Source organism: Faecalibacterium sp. I3-3-89, assembly GCF_023347275.1.
GTDB classification, from domain to species: domain Bacteria; phylum Bacillota; class Clostridia; order Oscillospirales; family Ruminococcaceae; genus Faecalibacterium; species Faecalibacterium butyricigenerans.
In genome coordinates this window covers 1,654,004-1,667,530 of record NZ_CP094468.1, presented here as the reverse complement: position 1 = coordinate 1,667,530, position 13,527 = coordinate 1,654,004, and the positions used below count along the sequence as shown (strand labels likewise).

Here is a 13,527-nt window from a genome sequence, read left to right as displayed (position 1 = left end):
TGAAATGGAAGAAAAAAGCAGGGAACAGGAACTGAGCGTTCGGGAAATCTCCTTGATTCGTGAGTTAACGCAGATACGAAAAGAACATAAAAGAGAACTGGAGTACGAAAAATTCGATGGCTATGAGCTTCCACCGCGCACCCAATTTTCCATGCTGAATAAACCTGCAGTGAGCATAAAATATGGCGTTATGAAATTTAATATGGCCTGCATCCGGCTTTTTGAAGGAATCAAGTATGTTCTTCCGATTTTGCATCCAAACAAGAAACGGCTTGCATTGATTATGTGTCCGGAAGAAGACAGCGCGTCTGTTGAATGGGCACGGCAGAAGGACGCAAACTGGGTGAATAAGGATATTACCTCTTTGGAATTTGTGGAAAATATCTTCAAGCTCATGAACTGGAACCGAGAATGCCGCTATAAAGTGCTTGGACGGGTGGCTAATTCTGATCAGGGCCTTTGTATGTTGTTCGATTTGGAAGAAGCAATCATGTTCACACCGAAGCCACAGGAATATACGGACCCGCTTACTGGCGAAATGAAGAAAAAACAGATAAAGTTCTTCCCAGATGTCTATAAGGATCGGATCGGGAAATCTTATAATGATTACATCTCTGGTCATCAGATGAATCTGTTCGAGGATTTTATTGGGTATCAGGGCTCTGCTGTATTGGATGAGCCTGAACAGAAAACAGATACTATTTCAGTACCGATACCGCAATGTGAAGAATCTGAAAATATACCTTTGCCAGATTTGTCGGAACAGCCTGAAAATGTACAACGACCGGGCAGTGAGGTTGTTGAGAAAGGAATGCTGACATGAGTTCTGGACGAATTATGAATCTGATGGTGACGATTCCGGCAGAAAGCCGAAGAATGAATGTGGGAAAGGATGTTATTCGTGTCCTTGGGAGTCCGACCTATATTTGTGTTTTGCAGAGGAAAGATCGGAAGTCTATTGCGATTACTCCGTGCACCGCTGAACATCCCATGTCATTTAAGGTTCCAGACAGGCTGTTGACCGATGGGCAGTGCCGGATGATGATTAACGGAATACAGTTCATTCAGGCGCTACTGGAGGCAAATGGACTAGCCGCAGGAAAGGATCATCAGTTTAAAGGAAGATATGAAGCTGAGAAAAACGCAGTTATCATTTCACTTGAAAACGATGAACGGGAATGTTAGTCAAGGCGGGAAGGATCTTGAATATAGGTGTTGCTCTATTGAAATATTATGCTGAATTGAATTTAAACCAGAGTGGGCAATATGGACAAATCTATGCTGAAAAGTTTACATCTGTCAGCTTGATATGCAAAGTGTTTTATGGTAAGATGAAAGCACAATAGGGGAAGTATACTCTCCTCTTGAATCTGCTGTAAGGAAGTGAATGCCGATGGAAAATCAGCTTGCTCATGCGATAACGCAGACGGAATATGATTCGAGTTATGATAAGGCTGCCAAGAAGCTGCTTGCCAACAAACAGATTCTGGCACAGATTATGAAGAACTGTGTGAATGAGTACAGTGCCTGTTCCGTAGACGAAATTGCAGAGAAGTATATCGAAGGAACGCCGGAAGTGGGCACGGTTGGCGTTCATGTTGATGATACAAACAGACCCCAAAAAACTTCTGACGTAATTGTCGGAAGCAATAATGAGGATTCTACGTTGACGGAAGGAACCGTCAATTATGATGTCCGGTTCGATGCAATTGCACCGGCGTTAGAAGGTTCTACTGCACGGAAAGATGTGATACGTCTTATTATCAATGTGGAAGCGCAGACGGCTTTTAATCCGGGATACCCGTTGACAAAGCGAGCAATCTATTATTGCAGCAGGATGATCTCCGCACAGCATGGCCCGATATTCACGAACTCGGAGTATGGGAAAATCCGAAAAGTGTACTCTATCTGGGTTTGTACACACCCAACCAAGGAGTTCCAAAACACTCTGATTCGTTATTCTATCCGACCAGAGCAGTTGATTGGAAACGCTGTTGAAAAATCGGAAAACTACGATTTAATGAGTGTTGTAACGATTTGTCTGGGAGAACCGGATACGGAAAACTATACAGGTATTGTGAAATTTATGGATGTGTTGCTCTCTTCTTCCAGAGCAGCTACTGAGAAAAAGAAAATTCTTGAAGAAGAATTTGGCGTTGCAATGAACGAAGAACTGGAAAGGGAGGTGCTTGTTATGTGCAACCTTAGTCAGGGCGTAAAGGCCGAAGGCAGAGAAGAAGGCATCAACATTGGTGAGATGCGGATGCTGGTTAAACAGGTAAGAAAAGGCCGTGTGACGATTGAAGAAGCAGCGGAAGATGCTGGAATGACAGTAGAGGAATTTAAGAAAGTGATGGAAAATACCCCGCTGCAGGCGGTCTAAGATAAAAAGCATATAGAGTAAACTGTAAAGCCCTACAAGGCTCAGATCGGTTCGATACTGACTGAAAACCTTGTAGGGCTTATTTTTTTTTGCTTTTTTCAAATTTATTTGTGAAAAATGTTGTCCAAGACTTGACATCGGCCGGACATGAGTGGATGCGAGCTAAATGGTCTGCACCAATTCGGAAGTATTGGAAGATTTCTGAGCAGATGATGGTCAAGTATTGTGACCTTGCAATCTGTGATTCTGTGAATAGCCCGCTGAACGGCACTGGCCTGAAGCCTGTGACCCGCACCCTGAAGGAGATGGGCTACACCAACATCACGGTGGTCAAGGAGCAGGAGCAGCCGGACGGAAACTTCCCGACCTGCCCGTACCCCAACCCGGAGATCAAGGAAGCCATGGCACTGGGCATGGAGTATGCCAAAAAGTGCAACGCCGACCTGCTGCTGGCGACTGACCCCGACTGTGACCGTGTGGGCATCGCCGTCAAGAACAAGGCAGGGGAGTACGAGCTGCTGACCGGCAACCAGACGGGTATGCTGCTGCTGGACTACGTTTGCAGCCAGCGCGCCAAGCACGGTAAGATGCCCGCCGACCCGGTCATGGTCAAGACCATCGTCACCATGGACATGGGCGAGCAGATCGCCACCCACTATGGCCTGCGCACCATCAACGTGCTGACCGGCTTCAAGTTCATCGGGGAGCAGATCGGCAAGTTGGAACAGCAGGGAAAGGCAGACAGCTATGTGTTCGGCTTTGAGGAAAGCTATGGCTATCTGACCGGCTCCTACGTCCGCGATAAGGATGGCGTGGACGGTGCGTATATGATCTGCGAGATGTTCAGCTACTATGCCACCAAGGGCATCAGCCTGTTGGACAAGCTGGAGGAGCTGTACAAGACCTACGGCTACTGCCTGAACACCCTGCACAGCTATGAGTTCGACGGCAGCGCCGGTTTTGCCAAGATGCAGGACATCATGCAGGCATTCCGGGGCGGCATCAAGGAGTTTGGCGGCAGGAAGGTCGTCAAGCTGCTGGACTACGCGCCGGGTCTGGACGGCCTGCCCAAGTCCGACGTGCTCAAGTTCCTGCTGGAAGACAACTGCTCTATCGTGGTGCGCCCCTCCGGCACCGAGCCGAAGCTCAAGACCTATATCTCCGTCAGCGCAGAGAATAAGGAAGCCGCCGAGAAGGTGGAAGCAGAGATCCGCAAGAGCGCGGAAGCATATCTGAAATAAAATCGGCGGCACGGCGCAAAGCCTTCTGCCCCGACAGACAGCAGCACCCCGGCCTCCCTTAAAAAGGGAAAGCCGGGGTGCTGTTGTATCGGCCCGGTCAGCCGTCCATCCGGCGCTCGACGAAATCATCCACCATCTTGTCCAGCTGGCTCACGGCGTGTTCGGCGCCCTTCGCCAGCTTGCGGGCGGTGCGGCGCATCTGGCGCTGGCTGGTGTTGGTGGCCATGACGCCGGCAGCACCCAGTGCGGCCCCGGCGGCCATGCCGAGCAGGAGCGGGGCGGTGGAGCTTGCGTGTTCGTTTTTCATGGGAGAAACTCCTTTCGAATCGGAAATTTTGGGCGGTGAGGCTAGTATTTCCACCAAAGGATTCACTATACGCTTTTTTTGTGCAGGAAAATGTGGTATACTGTATCATATTCTGATAAACTGGGCTGGCTGTGGGCTGGCCCGGCTTATGGGAAAAGGCATATCCTGCGAAGGAGGTTTCTTTTTTGCTGAAGATAACAGAACCGAAAAAAGTTCTCTGTATCCACGACCTTTCCGGCGTGGGGCGCTGTAGTCTGGCGGTCATCCTGCCGGTGCTCAGCGTCATGGGCATCCAGCCGGTGGCCCTGCCCACGGTAATGCTCTCCACCCACACCGGCGGCTTTGGCGCTCCGGCTCGTCTGGACGGCTATGCCTACGGGGAGGCCGCGCTGGAGCACTACCGGGAGCTGGGGCTGAGCTTTGACTGCATCTACACTGGCTACCTCGGGGGCGAGGCGCAGGCCGCGCTGGCCGAGAAGGCCTTCGACCTCTGGCCCTCGGCCTACAAGGTGGTAGACCCCGTGATGGGGGATAACGGCAGGGCCTACACCACCGTCACCCCGGCCTTCATCGACCGGATGCGGCAGCTCTGCCGCCGGGCCGACCTTATCCTGCCCAACGCCACCGAGGCCGGGCTGCTGCTGGAAAAGCCCCTGCCCGACCCGCTGGACGAGGCGGGCGCACAGGCGCTGGCCGACGAGCTGGCGGCGGCGCTGGCCCCCAACGTGGTGGTCACGGGCTTACAGCTGGACAAGTACATTGCCTGCGCCGGTGCGGGCCGCGAACGCTTCGTGGTCAAAAAGCTGCACATCGCCCGCAATTTCCCCGGCACGGGCGACCTCTACGGCGCGGTGCTCATCGGCTCGCTGATTCAGGGCAACGCCCTGAGCGCGGCGGCAGACAATGCAGCAGAATTTGTGGCGCTGGCCATCCAGAAGACGCCCTATGATCAGGACACCCGCTTCGGCGTCTGGTTCGAGCCTCTGCTGCCCCGGCTGTGCCCGCTGCGGGAAGAGTGAGGCGGCGGATATGAGCGAAAAACCGACCCTGAACATCGTGCTGGTGGAGCCGCGCATCCCGCAGAACACCGGCAACGTGGCCCGCACCTGCGCCTGCACGGCCTGCCGCCTCCATCTGGTGGGGCCGATGGGCTTTGCCATCGACGACCGGAAGCTCAAGCACGCCGGGCTGGACTACTGGCACTATCTGGACATCAGCTATTATGATGGTCTGGACGACTTCTTCGCCCGAAACGCCGGGCCGTTCTACTACTTTACGACCAAAGCGCCCCAGCGCTACACCGACGTCGTCTACCCGGACGGGGCCTACCTCGTGTTTGGCCGGGAGGACGCCGGGCTGCCGGAAGCGCTGCTGGCAGCCAATCAGGAGCACTGCATCCGGATGCCCATGCGGGACACCTGCCGCAGCCTGAACCTGTCCAACAGCGTCGCTGTGGGTGTGTACGAGGTGCTGCGCCAGTGGGATTTTCCGGAGCTGCTGGACCACGGCCATCTGCGAGATTATGAATGGAAATGAGGGATACTATGAGCAAAATTGCGATTCTGACCGACTCCTCCTGCGACATCCCGCAGGAGCTGGCCGAAAAATACGGCATCGACATCATGGGCTTCCATATCCTGCTGGACGACGAGGATATTGTGGAGCGCGAGAAATACACCCCCGAGGAGTTCTACGACAAGATGCGGGCCGCTAAGGGCATCCCCTCCACGGCTGCCATCACCCCCATCCAGTTCTGTGAGAAGTACTGCCAGTATGTGGACGAGGGCTACACCGACGTCATCCATGTGCCCATCAACCGCTCCGGCTCCTCCACCTACAACAACGCCGTCATGGCGCAGGGGATGCTGCGGGAGGAGCGCCCGGAGCACCACCTGAACATCCACCTGCTGGACCCCCACACCTACTCGATGGTGTTCGGCTGGTATGTCTGCGAGATGGCCCGCAAGCTGCAGAACGGCGCAGAGCTTCGTCACGTCATCGGCGAGTTCGAGGCACAGATGAACAAGATGGAGGTCATCCTCGGACCCTACAGCCTCAAGCAGATGAAGAAGAGCGGCCGCATCTCCGCCGCTGCCGCCGTCATGGGCGAGCTGATGGGCATCCGCCCCATCATCACCCTCATCGACGGCAAGACCAAGGTGGAGAGCAAGGTGCGCGGCGACGACAAGGTCATACCCGCCATGATCGACCTGTGCAAAAAGCGCACCGAGGGCGTGGAGGACTTCGACTATATGATCGGCCACACCTCCATCCCGCAGGCCGTGGAGCTGGAAAAGGCCTGCCGCAGGGCGTTCGGCAAAGCCCCCCTCACCACCTTTGATCTGGGCGGCGTCGTCTCGGCCAACACCGGCCCCGACACCCTTGCGCTGGTCTATGTGGGCAAGCCCCGGGGCTGAGCCACGCTGGAAGACTGCTGCTGTGCGGCAGTCTTTTTTCGTGCAGCCGTTGCATCCCGGCCCAAACTATGATATAATTACTCAGGTTGTGCCTGCGGGCACGGTGTCTCAAAGAGCAACTTAGGATTTTAGGCTCCCCGGCGTGTCTCGAACCATGCCGGGCCACACCCACAGGGGCTGGCGGTCCCTGCGCGGTCAAAATCAAACCGCTGGAGTTATAGTATGAAGAATCAGAATCTTTCTGTCCGTAAACTGGCCCGCTGCGGCATGGTCGCAGCCCTCTACGTCGTGCTCTGCATGGCGCTGCAGCCGTTCTCTTACGGCGCGGTGCAGGTGCGTGTGGCCGAGGCCCTCTGCCTGCTGCCGGTGTTCGGCGCAGAGTACATCTTCGGCGTGGTGCTGGGCTGCTTCCTCGCAAACCTGCTCGGCTCCACCATCGTGGACGTCATCTTCGGCACGCTGGCCACCCTGCTGGCCTGCCTCGTGACCTACAAGCTGCGGAACATCCGCTTCAAGGGTCTGGCCGTCGCAGCCTCGCTGCCCCCGGTGGTCTTCAACGCCGTCATCATCGGCATCGAGATCGCGGTGATGTTCCCGGACCCCGCTTCCAGCGCACCCCTCTGGCTGGCCTGCATCACCAACGGCATCTCCGTGGGCATCGGCGAGCTGATCAGCTGCACCGTGCTGGGCGTCCTGCTGGTCCGCATCATCGAGGCCAGCCCTTCGGTCAGGAAGGTCTTCGAAGCCTGAATATAAGACGCTCCCGCGCCGTCCCGGCGGGCGTGCCTGATCGAGCAGGCCGCCTGTCCGGGCCTGAAAGGCTATTTTACCGAGTTGCTCGGCCTTTCGGGCGGCTGCGGCGGGAAGCGATACGATACGAAGCGCTGCGCGGGAGACCGTGCGGCGTTTTTTCTTTATAAAAGAGACGGAGGAGCGATGATTCTACCGCCCGTCGGTTGCGCGGGAGGATGCGGCCCGGTACAATAAGGCCAGAAAAGGGCGGCAGACGCCCGCAAGGAGGCAGAAGATATGTACGAACTGGACAAAGCCGCATTTGGCCGCTTTCTGGCTCAGCTGCGCAGGGAAAAGGGGATGACCCAGAAGGAGCTTGCCGCGACGCTGTATGTGTCCGACAAGGCCGTCAGCAAGTGGGAGCGGGGAGAATCCCTCACTTAAAGATATTGGTTATCATCGTATTGTTAGGCTGTTTCATAGTAGAGCCTCCTTCTTAAAAGAAACAGCCCACGCTTACAATACTTCTGCTTCCATTATACCGTAAGTGTGGGCTGGATTCAATTCGTTTTTATCATCAGGCGCATCGGTTAGCTGAATACTGAATCACATCTTCCAGCAGTGTGCCGACTGATTTTCCATTTTCTGCGAAATGTTCGGTCATTTTGATTTTGGTGTTGCCACAGTAAAAATAGAGCGTACCGTCTGGCTCTTTAACATAGTAAGACGTGTTCTCAAGAGTAGGTTCGGGACCCGCGTACTCCGAATCCTGCCATTCTTCGAGTAAATTGACAGGTGGTTCACAAATAGGCTCATAACAGGAGCAAAGGTCAATCGCATCGTTCATCATATCAGTACTTCTATTATCCATTCAGTATAGTCTTTCATAGAACCTCCGCTTCGAATATGTGCCCTTTATCCAAATTGATTGTCACATCGGCTAAATACGCATTACCAAGGTATTCAGTTTCCATGAGAAATCTCCTTTTTGTGCGTGAAACTATTCATAGGAAGCAGCTATGCTATGTGGCTTAGTCACTATGAAAGCTCGTTTACGCTGAGGTTGATGCTTCACGAAACCGTTCGGCATGGAGAACCGTACTCATTGATTCGTCCAAGCTAATTATATCGTTAACCGTAATAGCAATCAAGAGTTTATAAAGCGTGGCTTTGAATTTTGTGACATTGAATAAGTTATAGAAAAGCTTTTTGTGAAATATCATGTCAAAGTATTGTAAGCGTGGGTTACAACTTAATAAGTGGTATCTTTAATTAAGGGAAACGGGGCAGAGCGTGCCCGACATCTCGCTGCTGGTGCCGCTGGCCGAGCAGCTGAACGCGACGGTGGCCGAGCTTTTGCAGGGCCGCAGGGTAGAGGAGGAGCGGCGCTTCACCCGCGAGGAGACGGAGGAGCTTATCCGCAAGGCGCTGACCTTTTCGGCAGAGCCGCCGGAGCGCCGTCAGGCGCGGACGAAGAAGTATCTGCCGGTGTATGTCATCTGCTGCGTGCTGGGCGTCGCCGGAGCGCTGGCCGTCTGGGCGGCGGGACTGGCCGACATCGAGGGAGCGCTGGCTCTGCTCATCATCGGTGTGGTTTTTGGCGTCGTCTACGGGGCATATGCCATGTTCTGGATGGCCGAGACCCTGCCCCGCTACTACGACGAAAACCGCATCTGCAACTTTGCACAGGGTGCGTTCCACATCCACATCCCGGGGGTGTACTACAACAACCGCAACTGGAAGCATATCCTGCGGGCGTTCCGGGTCTGGTCGATGGCGTCGCTGGTGCTGGTGCCGCCCTGCACGGCGGGGGCTGTCCTGTTCGAGCGCGCTACCGGCTGGCAGGTGTGGGGCGCGGTGCTGGTGGTGTATATCGCCTCGCTGTTCGGGGCTATCGTGATACCGGCGAAGAGGTTTGAGTGAGGGAGAGGCTTTCGGAAAGGCTGTCCTTCGTACAACCTCTCAGGCGCTCCGCGCCAAGGCCGGGTTGCGGCACCCAGCGTCTGCTTCGCTGTCGCTTGCATCCTGCTGGCCGCTGCCCCAACAGCTCCTCCCTGTTTCCGCCGCTGGCGGCGGTCGTCGCCGTTGCCCCTAGTAGGGGAGCCTCTGGCGAAGAGGGAAAGCTTTGCGGAATGCCAAGGCCTCCCCTCGATAGGGGAGGTGTCAGCGCTTCAGCGCTGACGGAGAGGTTTTCCTTCCCCCCTCCGAGCCACGCAGGTTATCTGACCAAGTGACACTTTTCCATCGTTGCTATGTCGAAATATCCACTTGGCCAAGGTGGCCAACTGAGCATAGCTGACCAAGTGGGTCACTTGGCCAATCCATGTCACTTGGCCAAACGGACCAACTGGGGAAATATAACGTATCTATATTATTAAATGGTCACTTGGCCATATAATTCACCACAGTATACAGGAGAGATCATATGCTCAAGGATTCACAGCTCGACCTCTGCGGACGGGTCGATTTTGCCCGCACGGCCCCGCTGCTGGGGCGGGACGAGGCGTTTTCCTTCGCCTGCGCAGGCTGCGGCGACTGCTGCCGGGGGCGGGAGGACATCGTGCTGTCGGGCTTCGACCTCTGGCGCATCGCGGCCCGCCTCCGCCTGCCGCCCCAGACCGTGGCCCGGGCCTTCTGCCGGGCGTCCATCGGGCCGGTGAGCCATCTGCCGGTGCTGCGGCTGGCCCCCGTGAAGGAGGAGCGGAACAACTGCCCCTTCCTCACCGAAGACCACTGCGCCATCCACGACGCCGAGCCGCTGGTCTGCGCCCTCTACCCGCTGGCGCAGGAGATCAGCCGGGAAGGGGAGGTGCGCTACTTTTTGCAGCCCACCGGCTGCGGGGGAACGGTCTTTGCGGCGCGGGTGGAGGACTATCTGGCCCGCTACGATGTGCCCGCCCGGGAAAAGACCGACGTCCGCTGGGCACAGACCTGCATGGAGCTGGAGGACGTGGTGGAGCCGCTGGACGCTGCCCTCGAGCCGCCGCTGCGCCGCCGGATGCAGGCGAAGCTCTGGCAGGCCCTCTATTTCCGGTTCGACTACGGGCAGGCCTACCTGCCGCAGCTGGAAGCAAACCTCGTCTGGCTGGACGAAGCACTGCAAAAACTGACGGAGTATCAGCAGAGAAGAAATGCCTATCGAAAAAAGTGATGGATAGATGCACTCTAATCGATAATTAGGGCCGAAAGAGCGTTGCCAACGGAGGGAAATCGTGCTATACTTCACGAGTGTAAAGCAGAGATCGCTCTGCTGGACATTGAAATGCGTGTTTGCGCGGCATCCTGTGGCCGCGTGAGCGAAAAATGAGGGAGTAATCATTATGCGTAAAATCACTCGTCGTTCGTTTCTGGCTGCCGCCGCTGTCTGCGGCGCTGCTGCTGCCCTGACCGCCTGCGGCGGCTCTTCTGCCTCCTCCGCAGCGGCTTCTTCTGTGGCAAGTTCTGCCGCAGCAGGCTCTGCTGCCGCTTCCGGCGACAGCTACACCGTCGGCATCTGCCAGCTGGTGCAGCACGCCGCGCTGGACGCTGCAACGCAGGGCTTTGAGGACGCTCTGACCGCAGAGTTCGGCGACAATGTGAAGTTCGACTTCCAGAACGCACAGGGTGATTCCGCTACCTGCGCCACCATCGCCAACGGCTTCGTCTCCGCAGGCGTGGACCTCATCATGGCAAACGCCACCCCCGCCCTGCAGGCGGCACAGTCTGCCACCAACGAGATCCCCGTGCTGGGCACCTCCGTCACTGAGTATGGCGTGGCGCTGGGCCTGAGCGACTTCTCCGGCACGGTGGGCGGCAACATCTCCGGCACCTCCGACCTCGCCCCGCTGGATCAGCAGGCCGATATGATCGTGGAGTGGATGCCCGAGGCCAAGAAGGTGGGCCTGCTGTACTGCTCCGCAGAGGCCAACAGCCAGTATCAGGTGGATGAGGTCCAGAAGTATCTGGAGGCCAAGGGCGTCACCGCGACCCAGTACGCCTTCTCCGACTCCAACGACCTGTCCTCCGTCTGCCAGAAGGCCGCTGACGAGAACGACGCCCTGTATGTCCCCACCGACAACACCGTCGCCGCCAACACCGGCATCGTGGACGGCATCTGCCGCCCCGCCAAGAAGCCCGTCTTCGCCGGTGAGGAGGGCATCTGCGCCGGCTGCGGCGTGGCGACCCTGTCCATCAGCTACTACGATCTGGGCTACACCACCGGCGAGATGGCCGTCAAGATCCTGAAGGGCGAGGCCGACATCTCCACCATGCCCATCGAGTACACCGACGTGACCAAGAAGTACAACAAGGCCGTCTGCGACGATCTGGGCCTGACCGCCCCCGAGGGATACGAGGCGATCGAGGGGTAAAGAGGAACAACCTCTCCGGCACGGCTGCGCCGTGCCACCTCCCCTATCGAGGGGAGGCTTTGGCAGGACGGAAAACTTCATCTCTTCGCCAGAGGCTCCCCTCGGTAGGGGAGCTGTCGAGCGAAGCGAGACTGAGAGGTTGAACCATAATATAGCGGAGAAGGGCATTTTCCCGCCTTTCTCCGCTTTCCCGTATCAAGCGGGAAAATAAAAAAAGTGTAATTTACAGGAGGAATCATTTTGGAACTGCTTGCAAGACTGGCGAACCTGCCCGGCGCTCTGCCGGGTGCGTGCGCACAGGGCCTGATCTGGGGCATCATGGCCATCGGCGTTTACCTCACCTACCGCATCCTTGATGTGGCCGACCTGACCGTGGACGGCTCCTTCGGCACCGGCGGCGCAGTCTGCGTCATGTGCCTGCTGTCGGGGCAGAACGTCTGGGTGTCGCTCCTCGTGGCTGTGCTGGCGGGCCTTGCCACCGGCCTCGTCACCGGCCTGCTCCACACCTTCATGGGCATCCCGGCCATCCTTTCCGGCATCCTGACCCAGCTGGCCCTCTACTCCATCAACCTGAAGATCATGGGCAAGGCCAACCAGTCCATCAACGTGGACAAGTACGGCCTGCTCATCTCCCTGCGCTGGGTCAAGGAGTTTGCCCTCCACAACCCCATCATCATGGTCATCCTCGTGACGGCTGTGGTCATCGGCGTGCTGTACTGGTTCTTCGGCACCGAGCTGGGCTGCGCCATCCGCGCCACCGGCTCCAACCCCGCCATGTCCCGTGCACAGGGCATCAACACCAACTTCAACATCGTGCTGGGTCTGGCCGTCTCCAATGCGCTGGTGGCCCTGTCCGGCGCTCTCCTGAGCCAGTATCAGGGCTTTGCCGATGTCGGCATGGGCCGCGGCGCCATCGTCATCGGTCTGGCCGCCGTCATCATCGGCGAGGCGGTGTTTGGCCGCATCTTCCACAACTTTGCCCTCAAGATGATGTCCGTCTCGCTGGGCGCCATCATCTACTACATCGTCATCCAGCTGGTGCTGACCCTCGGCTTCGACGCAAACCTGCTGAAGCTCCTGAGCGCATCCGTCGTGGCCATCTTCCTCGCTGTGCCGTACTGGAAGGGCAAGTATTTCTCGAAGCCTGCGGCCAAGAAGGCAAACAAGGAGGGCGCAAAAAATGCTTGAGATCCAGAATGTTTCCAAGACCTTCAATGCGGGCACGGTCAATCAGAAGACGGCCCTGAACGGCCTGAACCTGAAGCTGAACGAGGGCGACTTCGTCACCGTCATCGGCGGCAACGGCGCGGGCAAGTCCACCATGCTGAACGCTGTGGCCGGTGTCTGGCCCGTGGACTGCGGCAAGATCGTCATCGACGGCGTGGACGTCACCCGCCTGAGCGAGCATCAGCGCGCCGCCTACATCGGCCGCGTCTTTCAGGACCCCATGACCGGCACTGCCGCCACCATGCAGATCGAGGAGAACCTCGCCCTTGCGGCCCGCCGCGGCAAGCCCCGCACCCTCCGCATCGGCATCACCAAGGCCGAGCGGGAGCAGTACCGCGAGCTGCTGAAGAGCCTCGATCTGGGCCTTGAGAACCGGCTGACCGCCCGCGTGGGCCTGCTGTCCGGCGGCCAGCGTCAGGCGCTGACCCTCCTGATGGCGACGATGAACAAGCCCAAGCTCCTGCTGCTGGACGAGCACACCGCCGCCCTCGACCCCAAGACGGCCCTGAAGGTGCTGACCCTCTCGGCCAAGATCGTCGAGGAGAACCACCTGACCACCATGATGATCACCCACAACATGAAGGATGCCATCAAGTACGGCAACCGCCTCATCATGATGCACGAGGGCCACATCATCTACGACGTCTCGGGCGACGAGAAGAAGAATCTGCAGGTCTCCGATCTGCTGGCAAAGTTCCAGATCGCCAGCGGAGGCGAGTTCGCCAACGACCGGATGATCCTGTCCTGATAAGCTCCACACCAAGCTCCTCCGCAAGGGGGAGCTTTTTGATTTTATAAGGAACCCGGGTTGCGGCTCCCAGCGTCTGCTTCGGCCCTTGGTGCGGGCCTCGCATCCTGCTGGCCGCGGCCC

General features: G+C 57.2%; 15 protein-coding genes, 1 pseudogene and 1 riboswitch. Of the genes and pseudogenes, 14 read left to right on the top strand and 2 right to left on the bottom strand.

The annotated features are described in order from the left end of the window. The first annotated feature begins 4 nt into the window (after nt 1-4). The 4 genes from MTP38_RS07755 (at nt 5) to MTP38_RS07740 (ending at nt 3,624) form a co-directional block, all read left to right on the top strand. Nucleotides 5-823, top strand: coding sequence for a hypothetical protein (locus MTP38_RS07755; RefSeq protein ID WP_249233184.1), 819 nt, complete (start codon nt 5-7; stop codon nt 821-823). Between the two features lie 14 nt (nt 824-837). Further along, a complete protein-coding gene (locus MTP38_RS07750; RefSeq protein WP_249233183.1) occupies nt 838-1,185 on the top strand; it encodes a hypothetical protein in 348 nt (115 codons plus the stop codon). 208 nt (nt 1,186-1,393) lie between these two features. After that, nucleotides 1,394-2,383 carry an Rpn family recombination-promoting nuclease/putative transposase gene (locus MTP38_RS07745; RefSeq protein ID WP_249233182.1) on the top strand — a complete coding sequence of 330 codons (990 nt, stop codon included), beginning with the start codon at nt 1,394-1,396 and terminating at the stop codon, nt 2,381-2,383. Nucleotides 2,384-2,493: 110 nt separating this feature from the next. Beyond that, complete coding sequence (locus MTP38_RS07740) at nt 2,494-3,624, top strand: DUF1972 domain-containing protein (protein ID WP_442900511.1); 1,131 nt, start codon at nt 2,494-2,496, stop codon at nt 3,622-3,624. A 97-nt stretch (nt 3,625-3,721) separates the two neighbouring features. Here MTP38_RS07740 and MTP38_RS07735 read toward each other — a convergent pair whose 3' ends face one another. Next, a complete protein-coding gene (locus MTP38_RS07735; RefSeq protein ID WP_227620976.1) occupies nt 3,722-3,931 on the bottom strand; it encodes a hypothetical protein in 210 nt (69 codons plus the stop codon). 185 nt (nt 3,932-4,116) lie between these two features. Between MTP38_RS07735 and MTP38_RS07730 the strand changes: the two genes are divergently transcribed. From MTP38_RS07730 to MTP38_RS07710, 5 genes and pseudogenes are all read left to right on the top strand, one after another. Continuing rightward, the gene (locus tag MTP38_RS07730; protein ID WP_249233181.1) at nt 4,117-4,950 is read left to right on the top strand and encodes a PfkB family carbohydrate kinase; all 834 of its coding nucleotides are present in this window, start codon (nt 4,117-4,119) and stop codon (nt 4,948-4,950) included. Between the two features lie 10 nt (nt 4,951-4,960). Beyond that, nucleotides 4,961-5,467, top strand: a complete 507-nt coding sequence (locus MTP38_RS07725) for a tRNA (cytidine(34)-2'-O)-methyltransferase (RefSeq protein ID WP_249233180.1) — start codon at nt 4,961-4,963, stop codon at nt 5,465-5,467. Beyond that, nucleotides 5,458-6,348, top strand: a complete 891-nt coding sequence (locus MTP38_RS07720) for a DegV family protein (RefSeq protein ID WP_330221111.1) — start codon at nt 5,458-5,460, stop codon at nt 6,346-6,348. Before MTP38_RS07725 ends, MTP38_RS07720 begins: the two co-directional genes overlap by 10 nt. Before the next feature lie 113 nt (nt 6,349-6,461). Then, nucleotides 6,462-6,563, top strand: a riboswitch (PreQ1-III riboswitch). 7 nt (nt 6,564-6,570) lie between these two features. Continuing rightward, entirely contained in the window at nt 6,571-7,098 is a 528-nt protein-coding gene (locus MTP38_RS07715; protein ID WP_249233179.1) for a QueT transporter family protein, read from the top strand. Between the two features lie 279 nt (nt 7,099-7,377). After that, nucleotides 7,378-7,518 (top strand): annotated as a pseudogene (locus MTP38_RS07710) (helix-turn-helix domain-containing protein); the annotation flags it as partial. 139 nt (nt 7,519-7,657) lie between these two features. On the opposite strand, the gene MTP38_RS07705 reads toward MTP38_RS07710, so the two are convergent. Further along, nucleotides 7,658-7,930, bottom strand: a complete 273-nt coding sequence (locus MTP38_RS07705; RefSeq protein WP_249233177.1) for a hypothetical protein — start codon at nt 7,928-7,930, stop codon at nt 7,658-7,660. Nucleotides 7,931-8,373: 443 nt separating this feature from the next. Here MTP38_RS07705 and MTP38_RS07700 point away from each other — a divergent pair, with 443 nt between their 5' ends. The 5 genes from MTP38_RS07700 to MTP38_RS07680 all read left to right on the top strand — a co-directional run bounded on the left by MTP38_RS07700 (nt 8,374) and on the right by MTP38_RS07680 (nt 13,404). After that, the gene (locus tag MTP38_RS07700; RefSeq protein ID WP_249233176.1) at nt 8,374-9,003 is read left to right on the top strand and encodes an XRE family transcriptional regulator; all 630 of its coding nucleotides are present in this window, start codon (nt 8,374-8,376) and stop codon (nt 9,001-9,003) included. A gap of 502 nt (nt 9,004-9,505) precedes the next feature. Next, on the top strand, nt 9,506-10,231 hold the full coding sequence (locus MTP38_RS07695) for a YkgJ family cysteine cluster protein (RefSeq protein WP_249233175.1): 726 nt from the start codon (nt 9,506-9,508) through the stop codon (nt 10,229-10,231). A gap of 169 nt (nt 10,232-10,400) precedes the next feature. Next, entirely contained in the window at nt 10,401-11,429 is a 1,029-nt protein-coding gene (locus tag MTP38_RS07690) for an ABC transporter substrate-binding protein (RefSeq protein WP_249233174.1), read from the top strand. Nucleotides 11,430-11,669: 240 nt separating this feature from the next. Continuing rightward, on the top strand, nt 11,670-12,617 hold the full coding sequence (locus tag MTP38_RS07685) for an ABC transporter permease (RefSeq protein ID WP_227621296.1): 948 nt from the start codon (nt 11,670-11,672) through the stop codon (nt 12,615-12,617). Then, nucleotides 12,610-13,404, top strand: a complete 795-nt coding sequence (locus MTP38_RS07680; protein WP_227621295.1) for an ABC transporter ATP-binding protein — start codon at nt 12,610-12,612, stop codon at nt 13,402-13,404. Before MTP38_RS07685 ends, MTP38_RS07680 begins: the two co-directional genes overlap by 8 nt. Nucleotides 13,405-13,527: the final 123 nt, after the last annotated feature.

Excerpts from the sequence above, each read along its gene's own strand:
- MTP38_RS07755 (WP_249233184.1), top strand. The coding sequence starts at position 5 with ATGGAAGAAAAAAGCAGGGAACAGGAACTGAGCGTTCGGGAAATCTCC.
- MTP38_RS07750 (WP_249233183.1), top strand. The coding sequence starts at position 838 with ATGAATCTGATGGTGACGATTCCGGCAGAAAGCCGAAGAATGAATGTG.
- MTP38_RS07745 (WP_249233182.1), top strand. The coding sequence starts at position 1,394 with ATGGAAAATCAGCTTGCTCATGCGATAACGCAGACGGAATATGATTCG.
- MTP38_RS07735 (WP_227620976.1), bottom strand. The coding sequence starts at position 3,931 with ATGAAAAACGAACACGCAAGCTCCACCGCCCCGCTCCTGCTCGGCATG.
- MTP38_RS07725 (WP_249233180.1), top strand. The coding sequence starts at position 4,961 with ATGAGCGAAAAACCGACCCTGAACATCGTGCTGGTGGAGCCGCGCATC.
- MTP38_RS07720 (WP_330221111.1), top strand. The coding sequence starts at position 5,458 with ATGGAAATGAGGGATACTATGAGCAAAATTGCGATTCTGACCGACTCC.
- MTP38_RS07715 (WP_249233179.1), top strand. The coding sequence starts at position 6,571 with ATGAAGAATCAGAATCTTTCTGTCCGTAAACTGGCCCGCTGCGGCATG.
- MTP38_RS07705 (WP_249233177.1), bottom strand. The coding sequence starts at position 7,930 with ATGATGAACGATGCGATTGACCTTTGCTCCTGTTATGAGCCTATTTGT.
- MTP38_RS07695 (WP_249233175.1), top strand. The coding sequence starts at position 9,506 with ATGCTCAAGGATTCACAGCTCGACCTCTGCGGACGGGTCGATTTTGCC.
- MTP38_RS07690 (WP_249233174.1), top strand. The coding sequence starts at position 10,401 with ATGCGTAAAATCACTCGTCGTTCGTTTCTGGCTGCCGCCGCTGTCTGC.
- MTP38_RS07680 (WP_227621295.1), top strand. The coding sequence starts at position 12,610 with ATGCTTGAGATCCAGAATGTTTCCAAGACCTTCAATGCGGGCACGGTC.